The 20,028-nt window shown below is 38.1% G+C and carries 18 protein-coding genes and 1 tRNA gene; 15 read left to right on the top strand and 4 right to left on the bottom strand.

Annotated elements, in window-relative coordinates:
• The first annotated feature begins 200 nt into the window (after positions 1-200).
• From IGK03_RS10225 to nifJ, 4 genes are read left to right on the top strand one after another with little or no spacing between them, the layout of a single operon-like run.
• A complete protein-coding gene (locus tag IGK03_RS10225) occupies positions 201-665 on the top strand; it encodes a flavodoxin (protein ID WP_002382673.1) in 465 nt (154 codons plus the stop codon).
• Positions 666-702: 37 nt separating this feature from the next.
• Complete coding sequence (locus IGK03_RS10220) at positions 703-1,560, top strand: sulfide/dihydroorotate dehydrogenase-like FAD/NAD-binding protein (RefSeq protein WP_002365019.1); 858 nt, start codon at positions 703-705, stop codon at positions 1,558-1,560.
• Complete coding sequence (gltA, locus tag IGK03_RS10215; RefSeq protein ID WP_010776028.1) at positions 1,553-2,971, top strand: NADPH-dependent glutamate synthase; 1,419 nt, start codon at positions 1,553-1,555, stop codon at positions 2,969-2,971. Before IGK03_RS10220 ends, gltA begins: the two co-directional genes overlap by 8 nt.
• A 20-nt stretch (positions 2,972-2,991) precedes the next feature.
• Positions 2,992-6,525, top strand: a complete 3,534-nt coding sequence (gene nifJ, locus IGK03_RS10210; protein WP_202334887.1) for a pyruvate:ferredoxin (flavodoxin) oxidoreductase — start codon at positions 2,992-2,994, stop codon at positions 6,523-6,525.
• Positions 6,526-6,561: 36 nt separating this feature from the next.
• Here nifJ and IGK03_RS10205 read toward each other — a convergent pair whose 3' ends face one another.
• Entirely contained in the window at positions 6,562-7,977 is a 1,416-nt protein-coding gene (locus IGK03_RS10205; RefSeq protein ID WP_002385738.1) for a Ktr system potassium uptake protein D, read from the bottom strand.
• A 369-nt stretch (positions 7,978-8,346) separates the two neighbouring features.
• Here IGK03_RS10205 and IGK03_RS10200 point away from each other — a divergent pair, with 369 nt between their 5' ends.
• From IGK03_RS10200 to IGK03_RS10165, 8 genes are all read left to right on the top strand, one after another.
• Positions 8,347-9,864, top strand: a complete 1,518-nt coding sequence (locus IGK03_RS10200; RefSeq protein ID WP_002356617.1) for a flavocytochrome c — start codon at positions 8,347-8,349, stop codon at positions 9,862-9,864.
• A gap of 226 nt (positions 9,865-10,090) precedes the next feature.
• On the top strand, positions 10,091-10,675 hold the full coding sequence (locus IGK03_RS10195) for a thymidine kinase (protein ID WP_002356618.1): 585 nt from the start codon (positions 10,091-10,093) through the stop codon (positions 10,673-10,675).
• Positions 10,676-10,686: 11 nt separating this feature from the next.
• Positions 10,687-11,760 carry a peptide chain release factor 1 gene (prfA, locus tag IGK03_RS10190; RefSeq protein WP_002356619.1) on the top strand — a complete coding sequence of 358 codons (1,074 nt, stop codon included), beginning with the start codon at positions 10,687-10,689 and terminating at the stop codon, positions 11,758-11,760.
• Positions 11,753-12,586: a peptide chain release factor N(5)-glutamine methyltransferase gene (gene prmC, locus IGK03_RS10185; protein ID WP_016616766.1), complete on the top strand. Its 834-nt coding sequence runs from the start codon at positions 11,753-11,755 to the stop codon at positions 12,584-12,586. The genes prfA and prmC overlap by 8 nt, the downstream gene beginning before the upstream one ends.
• Before the next feature lie 43 nt (positions 12,587-12,629).
• Entirely contained in the window at positions 12,630-13,652 is a 1,023-nt protein-coding gene (locus tag IGK03_RS10180) for an L-threonylcarbamoyladenylate synthase (protein WP_016616765.1), read from the top strand.
• 75 nt (positions 13,653-13,727) lie between these two features.
• Positions 13,728-14,966 carry a serine hydroxymethyltransferase gene (gene glyA / locus IGK03_RS10175; RefSeq protein WP_002356623.1) on the top strand — a complete coding sequence of 413 codons (1,239 nt, stop codon included), beginning with the start codon at positions 13,728-13,730 and terminating at the stop codon, positions 14,964-14,966.
• Positions 14,967-15,097: 131 nt separating this feature from the next.
• Positions 15,098-15,727, top strand: coding sequence for a uracil phosphoribosyltransferase (gene upp, locus IGK03_RS10170; RefSeq protein WP_002356624.1), 630 nt, complete (start codon positions 15,098-15,100; stop codon positions 15,725-15,727).
• Between the two features lie 105 nt (positions 15,728-15,832).
• Positions 15,833-16,105 carry a membrane protein gene (locus tag IGK03_RS10165; RefSeq protein ID WP_002356625.1) on the top strand — a complete coding sequence of 91 codons (273 nt, stop codon included), beginning with the start codon at positions 15,833-15,835 and terminating at the stop codon, positions 16,103-16,105.
• A 73-nt stretch (positions 16,106-16,178) separates the two neighbouring features.
• Here the strand turns inward: IGK03_RS10165 and IGK03_RS10160 are convergent, their stop codons facing one another.
• A complete protein-coding gene (locus IGK03_RS10160) occupies positions 16,179-16,415 on the bottom strand; it encodes a hypothetical protein (protein WP_002381528.1) in 237 nt (78 codons plus the stop codon).
• Positions 16,416-16,573: 158 nt separating this feature from the next.
• Between IGK03_RS10160 and IGK03_RS10155 the strand changes: the two genes are divergently transcribed.
• Positions 16,574-16,646: transfer RNA gene (locus tag IGK03_RS10155), tRNA-Thr, on the top strand.
• 49 nt (positions 16,647-16,695) lie between these two features.
• Here IGK03_RS10155 and IGK03_RS10150 read toward each other — a convergent pair.
• Together IGK03_RS10150 and IGK03_RS10145 are read right to left on the bottom strand one after the other, a co-directional pair.
• Positions 16,696-17,022, bottom strand: coding sequence for an AzlD domain-containing protein (locus IGK03_RS10150; protein ID WP_002362235.1), 327 nt, complete (start codon positions 17,020-17,022; stop codon positions 16,696-16,698).
• A complete protein-coding gene (locus tag IGK03_RS10145; RefSeq protein ID WP_002379698.1) occupies positions 17,009-17,716 on the bottom strand; it encodes an AzlC family ABC transporter permease in 708 nt (235 codons plus the stop codon). Before IGK03_RS10145 ends, IGK03_RS10150 begins: the two co-directional genes overlap by 14 nt.
• Positions 17,717-17,929: 213 nt before the next feature.
• Here IGK03_RS10145 and IGK03_RS10140 point away from each other — a divergent pair, with 213 nt between their 5' ends.
• Positions 17,930-18,481: a helix-turn-helix domain-containing protein gene (locus IGK03_RS10140; protein ID WP_002362234.1), complete on the top strand. Its 552-nt coding sequence runs from the start codon at positions 17,930-17,932 to the stop codon at positions 18,479-18,481.
• 112 nt (positions 18,482-18,593) lie between these two features.
• Positions 18,594-19,925, top strand: coding sequence for a hypothetical protein (locus IGK03_RS10135; RefSeq protein ID WP_010713183.1), 1,332 nt, complete (start codon positions 18,594-18,596; stop codon positions 19,923-19,925).
• Positions 19,926-20,028 lie beyond the last annotated feature (103 nt).

Raw genomic sequence — 20,028 nt, 5'->3', positions numbered from 1 at the left:
TATTGTTAAAACGGTTTGGAATGTGGTATAGTAAAGACGTAGTAAAAAATACTCTATCTCGAAAGGGGAAGAGTACATACTTAGTTAGATTAATTTGTGAATAAAATCATTTGTAAAAGTTATTTTTTTAGTAATTAATGTAAGGGGTTACAATTGCATTTGAATGCATTGAAATATTTAGGAAAAAAGAAAGGAAATGAATGAAGATGGCACTAGTAAAAATTGTTTATGCAAGTATGACTGGAAACACAGAAGAAATTTCCGAGATTTTGGAAGAACAGTTTCAAGAAGCTGGAGTTGAAGTAGAACGTGAAGAATGTTCAGAAGTTGATGTAGACTTCTTTGATGATGCAGATGCTTGTATTATCGCAACGTATACTTATGGTGATGGGGAACTGCCTTTTGAATTTGAAGATTTCTTTGATGAATTAACTGAAAAGGATTTAGCAGGTAAGCCATTTGGCGTTGTTGGTTCCGGTGATCGTGAATATGGTGAATTTTTCTGTAAATCAGCGCATGATTTTGTAGGAGCTTTTGAAAAAGCTGGTGCTAAAAAAGTAGCTGAAACAGTTGAAATTGAAAACAATGCAGAAGAAGAAGACATCGAAATGCTAAAAACATTTGTTAAAAGTGTTGCCACAACTTTATCTGATAGCGTTGCCTAAAGGTTTAAGAAAGTAGGAGTCAGAATGAAAAGGAATGATGAAGGTAGGTATTTCAATGTTTAATATTCTTCAGTCGACTCAATTATCTAGTAATACATTTGATTTTTGGCTGGAAGCGCCAAGAATAGCGACACATGCCCAGGCTGGACAGTTTGTTATTTTAAGAATTGACGAAAAAGGAGAGCGGATCCCTTTAACGATTGCGGAGACAAATCCACAAGCAGGCAGTATTCGAATTATTTTCCAAGTAATCGGTAAGACAACAGCTGCACTTTCCCAACTTAAAACTTCCGACTCTTTGTTAGATATCACTGGACCTTTAGGTATGCCCACAGAAGTGAAGCAATATGGAACGGTGATGGTTGTCGGTGGCGGGGTTGGCATCGCGGCTATTTATCCAATTATCAAGGCTTTAAAAGAAGCAGGCAACCGAGTGATTACGATTTTGGGGGCACGCACAGCTGAGTTAGTTCTGTTACAAGAAGAATGCCGTCGTTATTCGGATGAACTAATCATTACAACGGATGATGGTTCATTAGGTAAAAAGGGCTTAGTAACAGAAGCGATGGAAGAAGTTATTGCACGTGAATCTGTAGCGTGCAGTTGGGCGATTGGGCCCAGCATCATGATGAAATTTTGTACCTTGACAGCTGAAAAACATCAATTACCAATTTATGTTTCCTTGAATCCTATTATGATTGACGGAACAGGTATGTGTGGCGGTTGTCGGGTCACTGTTGATGGCACCATGAAATTTGCCTGTGTTGATGGACCTGAGTTTAAAGGCAATGAAGTAAATTGGGATGAATTCATTAATCGAATGAAGCAATATCAGGAAGAAGAAGCAGTTTGCTTTACAGATCGTTTGAAAGAGCAGGTGGAGAAAAATGGCTAGAAAAAGTCGTATAAAAACACCGATTGCGGAACAAGCACCTACTATCAGAAAGAATAATTTTGAAGAGGTTTGCTTAGGCTATACATTAGCAGAAGGGCAAGAAGAAGCGATTCGCTGTTTACAATGTAAAAATGCACCTTGTATTGCTAAATGCCCCGTGATGATTGATATTCCTGGATTTATTTTAGCTATTCGTGAAGGAAACATGGAACAAGCAGCCGATATTTTAAGTAAATATACGAATTTACCTGCTATTTGTGGACGCGTTTGTCCGCAAGAGAAACAATGTGAACAAGTTTGTAAATTAGGGAAAGCCAAAAACTTTGAACCAGTGGCAATTGGCAAATTAGAACGTTTAGTTGCCGATTGGGCATTAGAAAATCACAAGTTTCCTAAGAAAACAGCGGAACCAACAAAAGGGAAAATCGCAGTGGTCGGTTCTGGTCCTTCTGGGTTAACAGTTGCGGGGGATTTGGCAAAGCTCGGCTACGAAGTAATTATTTTTGAAGCGCTTCATGAAGCTGGTGGCGTATTAACCTATGGCATACCTGAATTTCGATTACCGAAAAAAATTGTTAAACAAGAAATTGCGAGTATTGAAGCCTTAGGTGTAACAATAGAAACCAATGTGGTAGTAGGTAAAACGATTACGATGGAAGAAATAATGTCAGAGTTTGATGCCTGTTATCTATCGGTTGGTGCAGGGGCACCAAACTTTATGGGAATCCCAGGAACTAGTTTAAATGGGGTTTATTCTTCTAGTGAATTTTTAACACGAATCAATTTAATGCATAGCTATGAGTTTCCAGAATATGATACACCGATTAAACGTGCTAAAAATGTTGTTGTGATTGGCGGCGGGAATGTTGCAATGGATGCCGCTCGTTCAGCCAAACGATTAGGCGCTGAAAATGTGAACATTGTGTATCGTCGTTCGTTAGAAGAATTACCAGCAAGAATTGAAGAATACCACCATTCCCTTGAAGAAGGAATTAACTATTATTGGTTAACGAATCCAATTGCTTATTTAGATGACCAACAAGGAAATCTAGCCGGTGTTGAATGTGTCAAAATGGTTTTAGGTGAACCAGATGCGTCTGGAAGACGACGGCCAGAACCGGTTCCAGACAGCACGTTTACCATTCCTGCTGATGCAGTAATCGAGGCAATTGGCCAAGGGGCAAATCGCGTCTTGTTATCAACATATCCAGAAATAGAACTAAACCAATGGGGTTACATTCAAGCTGATCCTAAAACAGGAGCAACATCAATACCTGGCGTTTTTGCTGGGGGCGATATAGTCACAGGTGCTGCCACCGTTATTTTAGCGATGGGCGCTGGGAAAATCGCAGCTAATGCAATTGATCAGTATGTCAAAACACAAAAAACAACAGTCACAAGCAATGTTTAGGAAAGATAAAAGGTGAAAAAATGAAAAAAACAATGGATGGAAACACCGCAGCGGCTTATATTTCATATGCGTTTACAGAAGTTGCCGCTATTTATCCTATCACACCAAGTTCAACAATGGCTGAGTTGGTAGATGAATGGGCGGAAAGTGGTTTAAAAAATATTTATGGTCAAAAAGTTCAAGTTATTGAAATGCAATCAGAAGCTGGGGCAGCGGGAGTAGTTCATGGTTCGTTAAAAACAGGTGCGTTAACCACTACTTATACTGCTTCACAAGGTTTACTGTTGATGATTCCCAATATGTATAAAATCGCAGGAGAATTGCTACCTTCTGTGTTCCACGTGGCGGCTCGGGCAGTAACGACAAGTGCGTTGAGTATTTTTGGTGATCATGGCGATGTGATGGCTACCCGCCAAACAGGTTTTTGTATGTTAGCAGAATCGAGTGTTCAAGAAGTGATGGATTTGTCGGCAGTTGCTCATTTAGCTAGCTTAGAAGGTAGTTTACCTTTTGTAAACTTTTTTGATGGTTTTAGAACGAGCCATGAACTACAAAAAATCGAAGTGATTGATTATGATGACCTGAAAGAAATGGTGAATCAGGAAGCTGTAACTCGTTTTAGAATGGGAGGCATGAATCCTAATCATCCCACTGTTTCAGGGACCGCTCAAAATCCTGACATTCATTTTCAACAAAGAGAAACAGTCAATAAAAATTACGAAGAAATGCCAAAAATTGTTCAAAAATACATGAAAAAAATTAACAATCTTCGTGGAACAACGTATGATTTAACCGATTATTACGGGGTTGAAGATGCAACAGAAGTCATTATTTCAATGGGGTCGGCTTCGCCAGTAATCAAACAAACAGTCGACTATCTCAATCAACAAGGACGCAAAGTTGGTTTTATCAATATTCATTTATATCGTCCATTTCCTACCGAAAACCTTCTTGAAAAATTACCAGCTACAGTAGAAAAGGTTGCGGTTTTAGATCGAACAAAAGAATCAGGAGCCGAAGGGGAACCATTATTGCTAGATGTTCAAAGCGCTCTCTATCAACATGAAAATCGCCCAATTGTGATTGGTGGACGTTATGGGTTAGGTTCTAAAGACGTAGCGCCTAATCAAATTAAAGCGATCTATGATCATTTGTTATTGCCATTTAAAGAATTAAAACAACGTTTTACGGTAGGGATCGTTGATGATGTAACCTATCAATCATTGCCAGAAGAACCTACTTTAGATTTAACGCCAGATACTACTTTCCAAGCAAAATTTTGGGGCTTTGGTTCTGACGGAACTGTGGGAGCAAACAAGCAAGCGATTAAAATTATCGGAGATCATACCGACCTTTATGCACAAGCTTACTTTAGTTATGATTCTAAAAAATCAGGCGGTTTAACCGTTTCGCATCTGCGTTTTGGTAAAGAGCCAATTACTTCCACGTATTTAATTGAACAAGCAGATTTCATCGCTTGTCATAATGCTTCCTATTTGCATAAATACGACCTGTTAAAAGGTTTAAAAGATGGCGGAACGTTTTTACTGAATACTATTTGGGATCAAGAAAAGGTTCATCGTTTATTACCGGCTAAGTTGAAAAAATATATTGGGGAGCACCAAATCAAATTTTATATTATCAATGCGGTTGAGTTAGCTCGCAAAGTAGGCTTAGGCCGTCGGATCAATACAGTGATGTCTACTGCCTTTTTTGAAGTAACAGATATTTTAACGAAAGAGCAATATTTACCGTTACTTAAAGAAGAAGTGAAAAAGACTTATGGAAAAAAATCAATGGAAATTGTTGAAAAAAATTACCAAGCGATTGATGCTACCTTTGAATCGCTGCAAGAAATCGTAGTTCCAGAAGATTGGGCAACCATTGTTTTAGAACCAGAAAATCAAGAGTCGGAAGCTCCAGCTTTTGTGACAAATATTTTAGAACCAATCAATCATCAAGAAGGGGATCAGCTGACCGTTTCAGATTTGATTGAAAACGGAATGAAGGGCGGTGCCATTCCTATGGGCACTGCGGCTTATGAAAAACGTGGCATTGCGTTAGAAGTACCTGAGTGGCAAATGGATAAGTGTACGATGTGTAATGAATGTGCCTTTGTTTGTCCGCATGCGGCTATTCGACCGTTTTTAGCGGATGAAGAAGAACTGAAAGAAGCACCTGCAGGTTTTGCCATGCGCGAAATGCGTGGCACAGATGGGTTGATGTATCGTATCCAAGTTTCTTTAGAAGACTGTACAGGTTGTGGTCTTTGTGTTCAGGCTTGCCCTGTGAAAGACAAGGCGATTTTAATGAAACCTTATGAAACTCAGAAAGAGCAAGCAATGAATTGGGCCTTTGCGATGACTCTTAAACAAAAAGCCAACCCAGTCAAAAAACTTTCTGTTAAAGGTTCCCAATTTAACCAGCCATTGATGGAATTTTCAGGTGCTTGTGAAGGCTGTGGCGAAACACCTTATATTAAGTTGTTGACGCAACTATTTGGTGATCGAATGATGATTGCTAACGCAACAGGCTGTTCATCAATTTGGGGTGGTTCGTCACCGGTGACGCCTTATACAACGAACGAATGTGGCCAAGGACCAGCTTGGAGTAATTCGCTGTTTGAAGATAATGCGGAATATGGTTATGGTATGTATATTGCCAATCGAACGAAACGGCAACATTTAGCTAGTCTGGTTGAAGAAAGTCTTGCTAAAAACGTCGGATCAGATTCACTTCAAGCCTTGTTAAATGATTGGTTGGAACACATGGCTGAAGGGGAAGGAACACAACAGCGAGCAACCAAACTAGCGGCGGCATTAAGTGAAGAAGCCGATGAAGATCCACTTTTAACAAAAATTTACGAACAAAAAGATTTACTAGTGAAAACGAGTCAATGGATTGTCGGCGGCGATGGTTGGGCCTATGATATCGGGTTTAGCGGCATTGATCATGTTCTTGCCAGTGGGGAAGATGTTAATATTTTTGTTATGGATAACGAAGTATATGCCAATACAGGCGGACAAACATCTAAAGCTACACCAGCTTCAGCCATTGCCAAATTCTCAGCGGGTGGGAAACATACCTCTAAAAAAGATTTAGGGATGATGGCAATCACTTATGGGAATGTCTATGTTGCACAAGTGGCTTTAGGCGCAAACTCAATGCAAACGATTAAAGCAATTGACGAAGCGGAGCGGTACCCAGGCCCATCAATTATCATTGGTTATACCCCATGTATTAATCACGGGGTCAAAGGTGGAATGGTTCGGACGTTAGATCAAGCCAAAGAAGCCGTTGAATCTGGCTATTGGCCACTTTATCGCTATAATCCAGAGTTAGTTAAGAAAGGCAAAGATCCGATGGTCATTGACTACAAGAAAACAGATTTTGACAAAATGCGTGATTTCCTTGAAAAACAAACACGTTACTCTGCGTTGCATACAATTAAAGAGAATCAAGAAGTAGTCGAACATTTACTTGATAAAACTAAAGAAGATGCAATTGAACGCTCTGAAAGTTATAACAAACTAGCCACACATATGAAAAAATAAAAAAACAAAGCCTCTTGATTGAGAGGCTTTGTTTTTTTATCCAATAATAATTTTTTCTGAAGGGTATTCGTAGCCTAAGTCACGTGTTTCTTTTGGTACAAAAATCATTAAGGTATAAAGCATACCAATACGTCCAATAAACATTAATAAGGCAATCATTAATTTACCTACTGTTGTTAAATCGTCTGTAATGCCCAAAGAAAGACCGGTTGTCCCAAAGGCAGAAGCGACTTCCACAATGATTGAAATCAAGGGCAGATTTTCAGTTGCTGACAAAAAGACGACAGCGAAAAAGCACATAATCAAAGACAACATGAAGACGACAATCGATTTTTTGACATCATCGTCATCTATTTTACGGCTAAAGACGCTAATATCATCTTCACTTTTTAAAAAGGCTAACAAATACAAACCAATAATCGCAACAGTCGTTGTTCGAACACCACCACCAACAGAGCTAGGACTACAACCAATAAACATTAACACAGAAAAAATAATCAATGTTGTGATTTGGAAGTCCCCTAAATCATTAATTTGGAGGCCAGCGTTTCGTGTAGTCATCGAATAAAACATCGAACTTACCCAACGGCCACTTTCATTCATTGTCAAAAATAGGTGATCTTTTTCTAATAAGTAAATCAAAATAGTCCCACCAATAAACAGAACAATAAACGCTAGCAAAGCAATTTTACTAAACAATGAGAAGCGGAAAGGCAAGCCTCGTTTCTTCTTACGAAAGTTCTTTTTCTTAAAATGTAACCACTCATGAATTTCCAGTAAAACGGGAAATCCAATTCCGCCGATAAAAATTAAGAACATAATTGCCAGTAAAAAGAGATAATCATGAGCAAAAGGAATAATTGAATCACCTGAAATATCAAAGCCTGAATTAGTCACTGCAGAAATAGCTTGATAAAATCCATAAAATATCGCATCTCGCCAGTTTGTATAATAACCACTTATATAAAAATAAAGCGAAAAGAGCGAGCCGAAGATTACTTGGAACCAAATTAAAATCAAAAAAGTGGTGCGGATCAGTCGAACAATTCCGCTCAGCCGCGGCTGATTCATGTCAGTCATAATTAACTGACGTTGCTTTAATGTGATTCGCCGTTTTGATAAAATAAAAAAGACCGTTGAAATCATCATAATCCCTAAGCCACCAACTTGGAAAAGAACCTCCAATAAGACGATCCCACGATCATTAAAAACCGAATTAATATCGACTGTGGTGAGTCCAGTAACGCTGACTGTACTGATTGCTAAGAAAAATAAATCAATAAAGGGAACATGAGAGTCAGGTTCTCTGAAAATAGGGAGGCAAAACAATAAATAAGAAATAACCGTCATTAATATGTAATAAGCGACGATGATTTGAATAGATGAAAAATTTTTGCGAATAAATCGATCGCTTTTTCGCTGTGCCAGCCACAGCAAACGTGTATGGTTCACTAGATAACCTCCCAATTCTAATTAAACTAAGTATACCAAAACTTTTCGCCTCAAACGAATAATTCTGCCAGAAAATCCTTGAAATGACAAATAAAAATAAGAAATTCGTTAGAAATAATTGGAAAACATCCACAAACAAGCGAGAACATGATATTTTATGAAAGAATAGAAAAATAGGTTGTTCCCCAAACAACTTATTGCTAATTGGTCAGTTTGTCTAACGATACAACTTTAAAAAGTAGTGGTAGCTTTTTTATTTCGGTTGATATGTGAATGTGTTCACTTTATGTAACAAACTGTTATTTTTATTCAAATGAAAAATAAGAAATTGTGTTGGTAGAAATCAATAGTTTATAAGGTGGGAAAACAATGAAAAAAGTGTTAATGGGAGTTCTTTCCCTAGGGTTATTATTAGGTGCAGCAACAGGTTGTACAAGCGATCAAGAAAAAGCTGCTGGTAAAACAAAAGCATCTTCTGAAAAAACAGAAGCAACATCTGGTGCCTCTGCTAATGGTTATACAGATCCAAGTGAACTAAAAGACAGTTATGATGTTGTTATTGTTGGTTCAGGTGGTGCGGGGATGACCGCTGCATTACAAGCCAAAGAAGCTGGCATGAATCCAGTTATTTTAGAAAAAATGCCTGTTGCAGGTGGGAATACAATTAAATCGTCTTCAGGAATGAATGCTTCACAAACAAAATTCCAAGAAAAAGAAGGCATTAAAGATAGCAACGATAAATTCTTTGAAGAAACACTAAAAGGCGGTAAAGGAACCAACGATCAAGAATTACTACGTTATTTTGTTGATCATTCAGCTGAAGCAATTGATTGGTTAGATACAAAAGGAATTACATTGAGCAATTTAACGATTACAGGTGGAATGAGCGAAAAACGCACACACCGTCCTGCTGACGGATCAGCAATTGGGGGCTATCTAGTTGACGGTTTAGTACGTAACGTTCGCGAAGAAAAAATTCCATTGTTTGTTGATGCTGACGTCACAGACTTAGTTGAAGAAAACGGTCAAATTGATGGCGTAAAAGTGAAAATGAAAGATGATAAAGAAAAAACAGTTAAAGCAAAAGCAGTCGTTGTCACAACAGGTGGTTTCGGTGCCAACGAAAAATTAATTACACAATACAAACCAGAATTGAAAAACTATGTTACAACGAACCAAGAAGGCACAACAGGTGACGGTATCCAAATGATTCAAAAAGTTGGCGGTGCGTTAGTGGATATGAAAGAAATTCAAATTCACCCAACTGTTCAACAAAGCGATGCTTTCTTAATTGGTGAAGCAGTTCGTGGAGAAGGCGCAATCTTGGCTTCTCAAAAAGGAGAACGTTTTGTTAATGAGTTAGATACACGTGACAAAGTTTCTGCAGCAATCAATGCCTTACCAGAAAAATCAGCTTATTTAGTCTTTGACCAAGGCGTTCGCGACCGTGCAAAAGCCATTGATTTCTATGATCAAAAAGGTTTCGTGGAAAAAGGTGAAACGATTGAAGAATTAGCTGAAAAAATTGGCATGCCTGCCGATACATTGAAAGCAACGATTGATACTTGGAACCAAGATGTTAATGCCAAAGATGACAAACAATTTGGCCGGACAACTGGCATGGAAGCTGACTTAAGCACAGCCCCTTACTACGCAATTAAAATTGCACCAGGGATTCACCACACAATGGGTGGCGTGAAAATCAACACGAAAACAGAAGTTTTACGTGAAGATGGCACACCAATTAAAGGTCTATATGCTGCTGGTGAATTAACAGGTGGCTTACATGGTCAAAACCGTATCGGAGGCAATGCCATCGCCGATATTATCATTTATGGTCGTCAAGCAGGTACGCAATCAGCAGAATTTGCCTCTGCTCAAAAATAACTAGCATTAAAAAGTCTGAAATTGTAGTCAAATAACTACAATTTCGGGCTTTTTTATTGCATACTAGCAGGATCATTAGTTGTAGTATAAACAGCTCTGCTAAAATGACTTTGGCGTAGATTCTGTTTTTTTCAGAAAAATGCACGACCATTTTAGCTAAAAATACTGCTTTTTTGCTGAAAATATAGTAAAATACGTAAGGAACTAACGGAAAGGTGTAGTGAACATGGCTCAATTATTTTTCAAGTATGGCGCAATGAATAGTGGTAAAACCATTGAAATCTTAAAAGTAGCACACAATTACGAAGAACAAGACAAACCAGTTGTTTTGATGACCAGTGGACTAGATACACGTGATGGTGTCGGGAAAGTATCCAGTCGCATCGGATTACGCAGAGATGCTATTCCAATTTTTGAAGAAACCAATGTCTTTGACTTGATTAATGATTTGTCTTACAAACCTTTTTGCGTATTAGTCGATGAATGTCAATTTTTAAACAAGCATCATGTCATTGAATTTGCACGAATTGTTGACGAATTAGATATTCCAGTAATGGCATTTGGGCTAAAGAATGATTTTAGAAATGAATTATTTGAAGGCTCAAAGTATTTACTTTTATATGCAGACAAATTAGAAGAATTAAAAACGATTTGCTGGTTCTGTCATAAAAAAGCAACTATGAACTTGCACTATATTGATGGCAAACCCGTTTATGAAGGGGATCAAGTCCAAATTGGTGGGAATGAAGCCTACTATCCTGTTTGTCGCAAACATTATTTTCATCCAAAAACAGTGAATGAAGAACAGTAAGGAGAGACACTATGTACGATCAATTACAATCTATTGAAGATCGCTATGAGGAATTGGGCGAATTATTAAGTGACCCAGCAGTCATTAGCGATACAAAACGTTTCATGGAATTATCGAAGGAAGAAGCTAATACACGTGAGACGGTTGAGGTTTATCGCCGATATAAACAAGTTGTTGAAGGGATTAGCGATGCCGAAGAACTTTTAAGTGAAAACTTAGATGCGGAAATGGCCGAAATGGCGAAAGAAGAACTTTCTGATTTGAAAAAAGAAAAAGAAGTGTTAGAAGACCGCATTAAAATTTTATTATTACCAAAAGACCCAAATGATGATAAAAATATCATCATGGAAATCCGTGGTGCAGCCGGTGGCGATGAAGCCGCACTTTTTGCTGGCGACTTATTTAATATGTACCAAAAATATGCAGAAGCACAAGGGTGGAAAGCGGAAGTTTTAGAAGCGAACGTCACTGGAATCGGTGGATATAAAGAAGTAATTATGATGATTTCAGGAGATAACGTCTTTTCAAAATTAAAATATGAAAGTGGCGCTCACCGCGTGCAACGAGTTCCTTCAACAGAATCACAAGGACGGATTCATACATCGACAGCAACCGTTGTAGTTATGCCGGAAGCGGAAGAAGTCGAAATCGAATTAGCTGATAAAGATATCCGTGTCGATATTTATCATGCAAGTGGCGCTGGTGGACAGCACGTCAATAAAACCGCTTCGGCTGTTCGATTAACCCATTTACCAACAGGAATCGTAGTCGCAATGCAAGATGAACGTTCACAGCTAAAAAACCGTGAAAAAGCAATGAAAGTTTTGCGTGCTCGTGTGTATGACCAAATTCAACAAGAAGCACAAAGTGAATATGATGCTAACCGTAAATCGGCGGTGGGGACTGGAGATCGTTCAGAACGAATCAGAACGTATAACTTCCCACAAAATCGAGTAACGGATCATCGTATTGGTTTAACCATCCAAAAACTAGACCAGATTCTTGCTGGCAAATTAGATGAAATCATTGATGCATTAGTCTTATATGATCAAACATCGAAATTAGAAGAGATGCAAAATGGCTAAACGTTACTTTGAAGTCCTTAACTGGGCTTCTTCTTTTTTAGAGGCGCAAGGCAAAGAAGGCTATGCTATTCACTATGTTTTTTTAGAACGTAAAGGTTGGGATAAAACGCAGTGGCTCCTGCATATGCAAGAAGAAATGCCCAAAGAAGAAGAGGAACAATTAAAAACGGATTTAGCCCAATTATTGACAGATTACCCAGCACAATATTTACTAGGACAAGCTGAATTTTATGGACATTCCTTTATTGTTAATGAACATACTTTGATTCCTAGACCAGAAACAGAAGAATTAGTCGAGCGTTGCTTAAAAGCCAATCCAGATACTCCTTTGACGGTCGTGGATGTCGGAACAGGGACAGGTGCCATTGCGATTAGCTTGAAACTGGCACGGCCCAACTGGCGAGTTATTGCCATTGATCTTTCAGAGAAAGCGTTGACTGTCGCTAAACAAAACGCGCAAGCATTAGGTGCTGGCATCGAATTTTATCATGGGAATGGCTTACAGCCAGTTGCTTCTGAAAAAATTGATCTGCTTATTTCTAATCCGCCCTATATTAGTGAACAAGAATGGCATTTAATGGATTCAAGTGTCCGAACGTATGAACCTAAAACCGCTTTATTCGCTGAAAATAACGGTTTGGCTTTATACCAACAATTAATTCATGAAAGTCAAACGATGCTTAAAGCAGACGGTAAAATTTATTTTGAAATAGGGTTTCAACAAGGCGCGACCCTCCAAGAATTATTGAGCGCCGCCTATCCACAAAAAACAATTAAAATTGAAAAAGATTTATCTGGCAACGATCGCCTCGCGATAGCCGAGTAACTAAGGTTCTTCGTCGCCACTTTTCTAGAAGGAGCGATTTGCAATGGAAACAAAAAAATTAACCAAACAAGAAATAGCCCAAGCAGCAGCAGCCATTCAAGCAGGCGAGCTAGTGGCTTTTCCAACAGAAACTGTTTATGGCTTAGGTGCCGATGCCTTAAATGAAGCGGCAGTAAAAAAAGTTTACCAAGTAAAAGGCCGCCCCAGTGATAATCCATTGATTGTTCATGTGAACAACGTTGAGATGGTCAAAAAATACGTGGCGACCTTACCAGAAGTCGCTACAAAATTGGTGTCTGCCTTTTGGCCGGGACCATTAACTTTAATTTTTAATGTGCCTAGCGATACATTTTCTAAAACAGTAACAGGTGGTTTAGAGACAGTCGCTTTTCGTATGCCAGATAACCAAGCGACCTTAGCTTTGATTGAACAAGCCAATGTTCCATTGGTCGGACCAAGTGCGAACACTTCTGGCAAGCCTAGTCCAACATCTGCAGAGCATGTTTATCATGATTTGCAGGGGAAAATTGCTGCCATATTAGATGATGGCCCAACGCAGATTGGGGTGGAGTCAACGGTCTTAGATTTAACGGCGGAAGATGGTGTGCCAGTTATTTTACGACCAGGAGCAATTACCAAAGAGCAGTTGGAAAGCATTATTTCCCAAGTGAAAATCGATACACATTTAATTAGCGAAAATGCAGCACCCAAAGCGCCAGGGATGAAATACAAACACTATTCTCCTGATGCGGAAGTTTGGATTATAAGCGGTCAAACAGCAGAATGGCAAGCGGCGATTCAGCAAGCAAAAGAACAACAGGAAAAAATCGGCTTATTTTTAAGTGATGAACAGGCAGCACAACTAGATACAGAAAATGCGTTTGTTTATTCTTATGGTGCAGAAACGGTTGAAAATGCCACAAAAGAACTATTTGCAGGGTTAAGAGCGTTAGATGAGCAAGGAGCTACCACGATTTTTGCACAAGGATTTGCAGAAACTGGTTTAGGCACTGCTTACATGAATCGCTTGAAAAAATCAGCTAATCAAAAATTTTTTGAAAAATAAGAGGTATTTGTAACGAAGCTGACACAGAAGTATGATACAATCAGACAAAAGAAAACAAAATGGAGTGTTGTTTGAATGGATTACAAAACGTATGACCCAGATTTATGGAATGCAATTGCAAGAGAAGAAGAGCGCCAAGAAAATAACTTGGAACTAATCGCATCTGAGAATGTCGTGTCAAAAGCGGTGATGGCTGCCCAAGGAAGTATTTTAACGAATAAATATGCAGAAGGTTACCCTGGCAAACGGTACTATGGTGGTTGTGAATTTATCGATATCGTAGAAAATTTAGCTATTGATCGTGCCAAAGAATTATTTGGTGCAAAATTCGCGAATGTACAAGCCCATTCAGGTTCTCAAGCCAATACAGCGGCATACCTTTCATTGGTTGAACCAGGTGATACCATTTTGGGGATGGATTTATCAGCTGGTGGTCACTTAACACATGGTTCGCCCGTTAACTTTAGTGGAAAAACCTATAATTTTGTCAGTTATGGAGTGGATCCTTCAACAGAAGTAATCGATTACGATGTCGTGCGAATTTTAGCAAGAGAACATCGTCCAAAATTAATTGTTGCTGGCGCAAGTGCGTATTCACGAACGATTGACTTCAAACGTTTCCGTGAAATCGCTGATGAAGTAGATGCCAAGTTAATGGTTGATATGGCGCATATTGCAGGCTTGGTGGCTTCAGGGTTGCACCCAAATCCAGTTCCGTATGCTGATATCGTAACAAGTACGACCCATAAAACATTGCGTGGTCCTCGTGGCGGTTTAATTTTGACAAATAGCGAAGAATTGGCGAAAAAAGTAAATAGTAGTATTTTCCCAGGCATTCAAGGTGGCCCGTTGGAACATGTGATTGCCGGAAAAGCCGCAGCTTTTAAAGAAGCTTTGGATCCAAGTTTTGCTGAATATAGTCAGCAAGTGATTGCAAATGCGCAAGCGATGACGAAAGTTTTCAATCAAGCGCCAGAAGCTCGTTTAATTAGTGGGGCAACAGACAACCACTTATTACTGATTGAAGTGACAGGTTTTGGTTTAAATGGAAAAGAAGCAGAAGCTATTTTAGATAGTGTAAATATTACTGTCAATAAAAATTCAATTCCGTTTGAACAATTAAGTCCATTTAAAACAAGTGGTATCCGTATTGGAACGCCTGCGATTACTTCACGTGGTTTTAAAGAAGAAGATGCGGTAGAAGTTGCTAAATTAATCGTTCAAGTCTTAAAAGATCCAGAAAATACAGCAGTTCATGATGAAGTCAAAGCAGCTGTAGCAGCGCTAACTAAAAAATATCCATTATATAACTAACATCAGGGATAGCTGAAGCGCGATTCTCTGTACAAATAAGAGTCGGAGCTTAGGATTTAAGGAATTCAACTTGTGTCCTAGGCTCTTTTGTTTTACAATAAGAAAGAATAAAATAATGAAGGAGAATAGATATGGGAAAATTTCAAGTAATTGATCATCCGCTAATTCAACACAAACTAACAATGATTCGCGAAAAGAACTGTGGGACAAAGGTTTTCCGCGAAGTTGTCAACGAAATTGCTATGTTAATGGCTTATGAAGTATCACGGGATATGCCTTTAGAGGATGTTGTCATCGAAACACCGATGGGTAAATCAACACAAAAAACACTTTCAGGGAAAAAAGTAGCAATCATTCCTATTTTACGTGCCGGCATTGGCATGGTTGATGGGATTTTAGAATTAATTCCAGCAGCGAAAGTTGGACACGTTGGACTTTACCGTGATGAAGAAACATTGCAACCACATGAATACTTCGTGAAATTACCTGAAGACATTGCAAGTCGTCAATTATTTGTTGTTGACCCAATGCTAGCAACAGGTGGTTCCGCAATTATGGCCATCGATTCCTTAAAAGAACGTGGTGCTAGCAACATTAAATTTGTATGTCTAGTGGCCGTTCCAGAAGGTGTGAAAGCTTTACAAGAAGCGCACCCAGATGTAGATATTTATACAGCAGCTTTAGATGAGCGCTTAAACGAAGACGGCTATATCGTTCCTGGTTTAGGGGATGCTGGTGACCGTTTATTCGGAACAAAATAATAACAAAAAACCGTTAGATAACCGATTATGGTTACTAACGGTTTTCTTTTGCTTAAAGAACTTTTCTAGGTGTATAATAAAAAATAAAAAAACAAAGGAGTAGCTATGAAAAAGAATAAAAAAGTCTTACACGCTATCGCTGTGATTGCTAGTGTGATGTCAGTTTTGATGTATGTTTCATATATTCCACAAATTTATGGAAATTTACATGGGGAAAAAGGCAATCCGACGCAACCATTAGTGGCAATGATTAATTGTATTTTTTGGACGATTCATGGGTTATATGGAGACGATGGAGAAACACGAGATAAGTCCATTATTTTTGCTAATGTTCCCGGAATTATTTTTGGTTTTTTTGCGTTTATTACAGCATTATAGCTTCCGACGAATTGGAAAGTATTCCAATTCTGTACATAAAAAAGAGCGGGGGAAATTTCCCACGCTTGAAGAATTAAATCTTTTTCAATTGTTTGTAATTAATAACAATCACACCATTGCTGTGCACCATTAAGTGATTGTTTTTTTGCGTTTCGTCAATTTCGACGACAGCGGCATTTTTTAATTGTTTCGTAACAACGCCTGTTTGTGGCTGTCCGTGAACAAGAAAAGTAACATGGGTGTCAACGGCGAAATCCTTACCAGCATCCGATGGAACAACAGGAGTAACCATACCATTAAAATTTGACATACAAAAAACCATCCTTTCTTGATATCTCTATTATACCACATTTTCAGAAAAAAGTTTGTAAAGTCGCTATTTGGCTTATTTTAAAGAGATTTTGCATAAATAAATAACAAACAGACTTTACAAATAAAGTAGAAAGTCCTATAATAGATTTGTTTCAGGCCAGCTTAGCTCAGTTGGTAGAGCAACGCACTCGTAACGCGTAGGTCACAGGTTCGATCCCTGCAGCTGGCATCTAAAAAAACAGACAGGCACTACCATCTGGTAGTGCCTGTCTGTTTTTTTAGATAAAATTTTGGATTAGTGCAAATGAAGCAATGCCTACCAGTACAATAAGCAATAAGTTTTTAGTAAGTATTGCGGCTAAAATGGTAGGAAATGAAGCGAATAAATAAGGAAGATTGAGGCTTGGTAAATGCCCTATTCTTTGTTCAAATAAGCTACTAAACCATAAGGCGGACATAATCACAATGGGAACAAAACTTAGATATTCTAATAATTTCTGTGGCAGACTGATTTTTTTTAAAAGTAAAAATGGCAGTATTCTTGAAAGCCAGGTTGCAACGGTACAGCCTAAAATTGTTAAAAAGAGATACTCAGAAGAAGGCATGTTTTATCATCACTCCTATTCCACAACCGATTAACGTGACAACTAAGACAATTAAATTACTGGGAATAAAAATTAGACCAATAGACATCAACCCAAAAGTAATCAGGACCATGATGAGTTGTAAAGCGATTTTCATGGAACGATCACTAATTATCTGCAGATAGAGTAAACCAATGAACATAGCCACGACCGCAAACTCAAGACCTAATGCTTGAGGGTTTGCAATAAAGCGCCCTAGATAGGCACCGATGATCGTCGAAAAAAACCAAGTCGCATAGGAAATCAAATTGGCAGCATTAAACCACTCAAAACTTAAACGTCCTTTGGTATGGTTTAATTTATTCATTCCTAGTGCAAAACTTTCATCCGTCAGTAAGGTTCCCAACCAGAGATTTTTACCGAGAGATTCGGCTTTAAAGTAAGGCGCAATGGTCATTCCCATAAGAATCATACGCGCATTTACTAAGAAAGTCGCTAACACAATAGATAAGATAGGGCTGCCACCAGTCAACATACTAACCGTTACAAACTGAGCAGATCCTGCAAAAATAAAAAACGACATCGCACTAACAATAAGAGGGGAAAAACCTGCTGCTTGTCCTACGATACCAAAAGCAATCCCAATACCAATATAGCCAAAAACCGTTGGCAAGGCTTCACGAATGCCAGTGCGTGCATCTAATTGGTGGTTCATTCTCTTTTTTTCCTTCTTTCTGTATAAAATTTAAACACGTGTGTATGAAAATCTAGACCTTCGATAATAAGACACAACGAGCGAATGAGCGTTTTCATTATTAACCACTCCTTTTGAACAACTAAGATATATATTGTATAATACAATAAAGAATACTTTTGTTCAATATATTAAACTTTTAGATAATAAAAAGAAACAGAAGGAGCAACTATTTTGGAGATTAATACAATCATTGGCAATAATTTAAAAAAAATTAGACAAGAAAAAAAACTTACGTTAGATGAACTAGCTGGGATAACCGGAGTGAGTAAAGGGATGCTTTCGCAGATTGAAAAAGGAACCACCAATCCTACCATAAATACAATTTGGAAAATAAGTAATGGACTCAATGTTCCATATACGTATTTATTAGAAGATGACTATGTTAAAGAAAATCCCGTGGTTAAAAAAACTGAGACGGTAACACAACATTCTGAAGATCACTCCTATCGAGTCTTTAATTACTACTCAGACAACCAGGAAAGAAACTTTGAACTCTTTCAGTTTGAATTAGATCCAGGGAAAAAGTATCAAGCTGTTGGGCATTCAAAACGTTCGACAGAATATGTCATGGTTATTCAAGGAGCATTAGCTCTTGAAGTGGGCGGTCAGAGATACCTTCTTCCAAAAGACGCCGCTATGTATTTTGATGCTAATCAAGTACACACGTATATAAATGATGGAACAGAGAAAGTCCAAGCTGTCGTCATTAACTATTATACGTAACAGTGGAAAATAAACATTAGGAAATTGCTACATCTGTTATTTTATGGACAAAAAAAGTAAACAATGCTACCCTAAAAATAATAGAAAATGAAAGATAAAAGAAGAGGTCAAAATGAATAAAAAAATTGAAAGTCTTGGTAATACAGCATTAAGTTTACTAAGTAATACGATTATTGTTGTGCCTTATTTACTTTACATTCAATTGAGTGATGGACACAACCTTTTAACAATTTTACCATTTGTCTTATTTTATACATTGCGTATGACAGGCATTTTTCTGGTTCGAGGAATTAATTTGTCTTTAACTAGTCTAGGTCTACTAAAGATTTCTCTATTGTTAGGCTTGGCAGGCTCCTTAATTGGGATCGCCGGCGCTTTTTCTTTCCCGCTTTATAGTATTTCAGGAATGTTGTTAGGACTTAGTGGGGCATTGTTGCCACCAAGTAATCAATCAATTCGCTTTTTCTTAAAAGAAGAAGGTCAAAAAATCAGTCATAGCAATCTTTTAACGACAGTCTTATTGACCGCTGTTTTATTTGGCGCTTTATTTTTTAAAGCGACTGAGATTGGACTGGCGTTATTGGTGTACGCGCTCTATTTTCTGGTTGCTTTAGTAGCAATCAAGAGCTATCCTGTTTCATTAAACGAGCTAGAAGAAGAATCAGCAGAAGTTTCACGAAAAGAATTAATTCTGTTTGTTATCTTTTTTGTGTTATTACTTTTATTAAGAAGTGGTCGCTTATTAACGAATGCGGTGGAATTTGATTATGCGATTGTTGGCGCCTGCTGTTTCTTTGTGGTGGCTGTCCTTTTCGTTAGTCATTATGGCAAACGGGGCGCATATAAAGTATCATTAGAAATGAATCTTGCGACCTTGATTAACGGGATTGTCGGGAACTATTTATTTTTATTTGGTTCCATTTATGTTGCAGGGGTTTATGGCAGAGCTCATATGGGCATCTATCTCTATTTACCTTATGTTTTAGGGATGATTTTTGCAATGATTGTAGCTAGTAAAACGAAACAATGGTCAAACAACATACCAATGATTGGTCTGGCGGGAAGTTTGGGAATATTACTTCTTACCTCGTGGACTATTTTAGGCCTGTTTCTCTTGAGTTTTTTCAAAAGCACATTGAACAGCTTTTTAGCTAGGCGATATTATCAAGAGACAGATTTGCCTAAAGATAGCCGCATCCTTATCAAATATACAACACAAACAAAAGGGAGTTTATTCCATCAATTTATTTTGATGGCGCTTATGTTAGTCACTGTAGTAGGCAAAGGTGGCACGACACAATTTTTATTAGAATTGACTGGCGGCAAAGGCATTTCAATGCAAACAAGTCAATTTTTAACTTTCATTAAAAATAGTAACTCGCTCTTAGTGTTATTGTTTATTGCAGTTTATTTCGTGGTCGTTTTTCGCCAAAAGAAACGATAATTTACAAATATTCATAAAAAAATACTTGGAAAAACAGTGATTGTGGCTGATTTTCCAAGTATTTTTTTATGAAAAGCTGTTTTTTTTTTTCGAAGATTCAAAA

Source organism: Enterococcus sp. DIV2453a (genome assembly GCF_050533535.1).
Classification (GTDB): Bacteria; Bacillota; Bacilli; order Lactobacillales; family Enterococcaceae; genus Enterococcus; species Enterococcus faecalis.
This window is presented reverse-complemented; position numbering and strand designations above follow the sequence as displayed.

What these genes read in the sequence shown, in the direction of transcription:
- prfA (WP_002356619.1), top strand. Translation starts at nt 10,687, where the DNA reads ATGTACGATCAATTACAATCTATTGAAGATCGCTATGAGGAATTGGGC.
- IGK03_RS10200 (WP_002356617.1), top strand. Translation starts at nt 8,347, where the DNA reads ATGAAAAAAGTGTTAATGGGAGTTCTTTCCCTAGGGTTATTATTAGGT.
- IGK03_RS10180 (WP_016616765.1), top strand. Translation starts at nt 12,630, where the DNA reads ATGGAAACAAAAAAATTAACCAAACAAGAAATAGCCCAAGCAGCAGCA.
- IGK03_RS10195 (WP_002356618.1), top strand. Translation starts at nt 10,091, where the DNA reads ATGGCTCAATTATTTTTCAAGTATGGCGCAATGAATAGTGGTAAAACC.
- IGK03_RS10135 (WP_010713183.1), top strand. Translation starts at nt 18,594, where the DNA reads ATGAATAAAAAAATTGAAAGTCTTGGTAATACAGCATTAAGTTTACTA.
- upp (WP_002356624.1), top strand. Translation starts at nt 15,098, where the DNA reads ATGGGAAAATTTCAAGTAATTGATCATCCGCTAATTCAACACAAACTA.
- glyA (WP_002356623.1), top strand. Translation starts at nt 13,728, where the DNA reads ATGGATTACAAAACGTATGACCCAGATTTATGGAATGCAATTGCAAGA.
- prmC (WP_016616766.1), top strand. Translation starts at nt 11,753, where the DNA reads ATGGCTAAACGTTACTTTGAAGTCCTTAACTGGGCTTCTTCTTTTTTA.
- IGK03_RS10225 (WP_002382673.1), top strand. Translation starts at nt 201, where the DNA reads ATGAAGATGGCACTAGTAAAAATTGTTTATGCAAGTATGACTGGAAAC.
- IGK03_RS10150 (WP_002362235.1), bottom strand. Translation starts at nt 17,022, where the DNA reads ATGCCTTCTTCTGAGTATCTCTTTTTAACAATTTTAGGCTGTACCGTT.
- gltA (WP_010776028.1), top strand. Translation starts at nt 1,553, where the DNA reads ATGGCTAGAAAAAGTCGTATAAAAACACCGATTGCGGAACAAGCACCT.
- nifJ (WP_202334887.1), top strand. Translation starts at nt 2,992, where the DNA reads ATGAAAAAAACAATGGATGGAAACACCGCAGCGGCTTATATTTCATAT.
- IGK03_RS10145 (WP_002379698.1), bottom strand. Translation starts at nt 17,716, where the DNA reads ATGAACCACCAATTAGATGCACGCACTGGCATTCGTGAAGCCTTGCCA.
- IGK03_RS10160 (WP_002381528.1), bottom strand. Translation starts at nt 16,415, where the DNA reads ATGTCAAATTTTAATGGTATGGTTACTCCTGTTGTTCCATCGGATGCT.
- IGK03_RS10165 (WP_002356625.1), top strand. Translation starts at nt 15,833, where the DNA reads ATGAAAAAGAATAAAAAAGTCTTACACGCTATCGCTGTGATTGCTAGT.
- IGK03_RS10220 (WP_002365019.1), top strand. Translation starts at nt 703, where the DNA reads ATGAAGGTAGGTATTTCAATGTTTAATATTCTTCAGTCGACTCAATTA.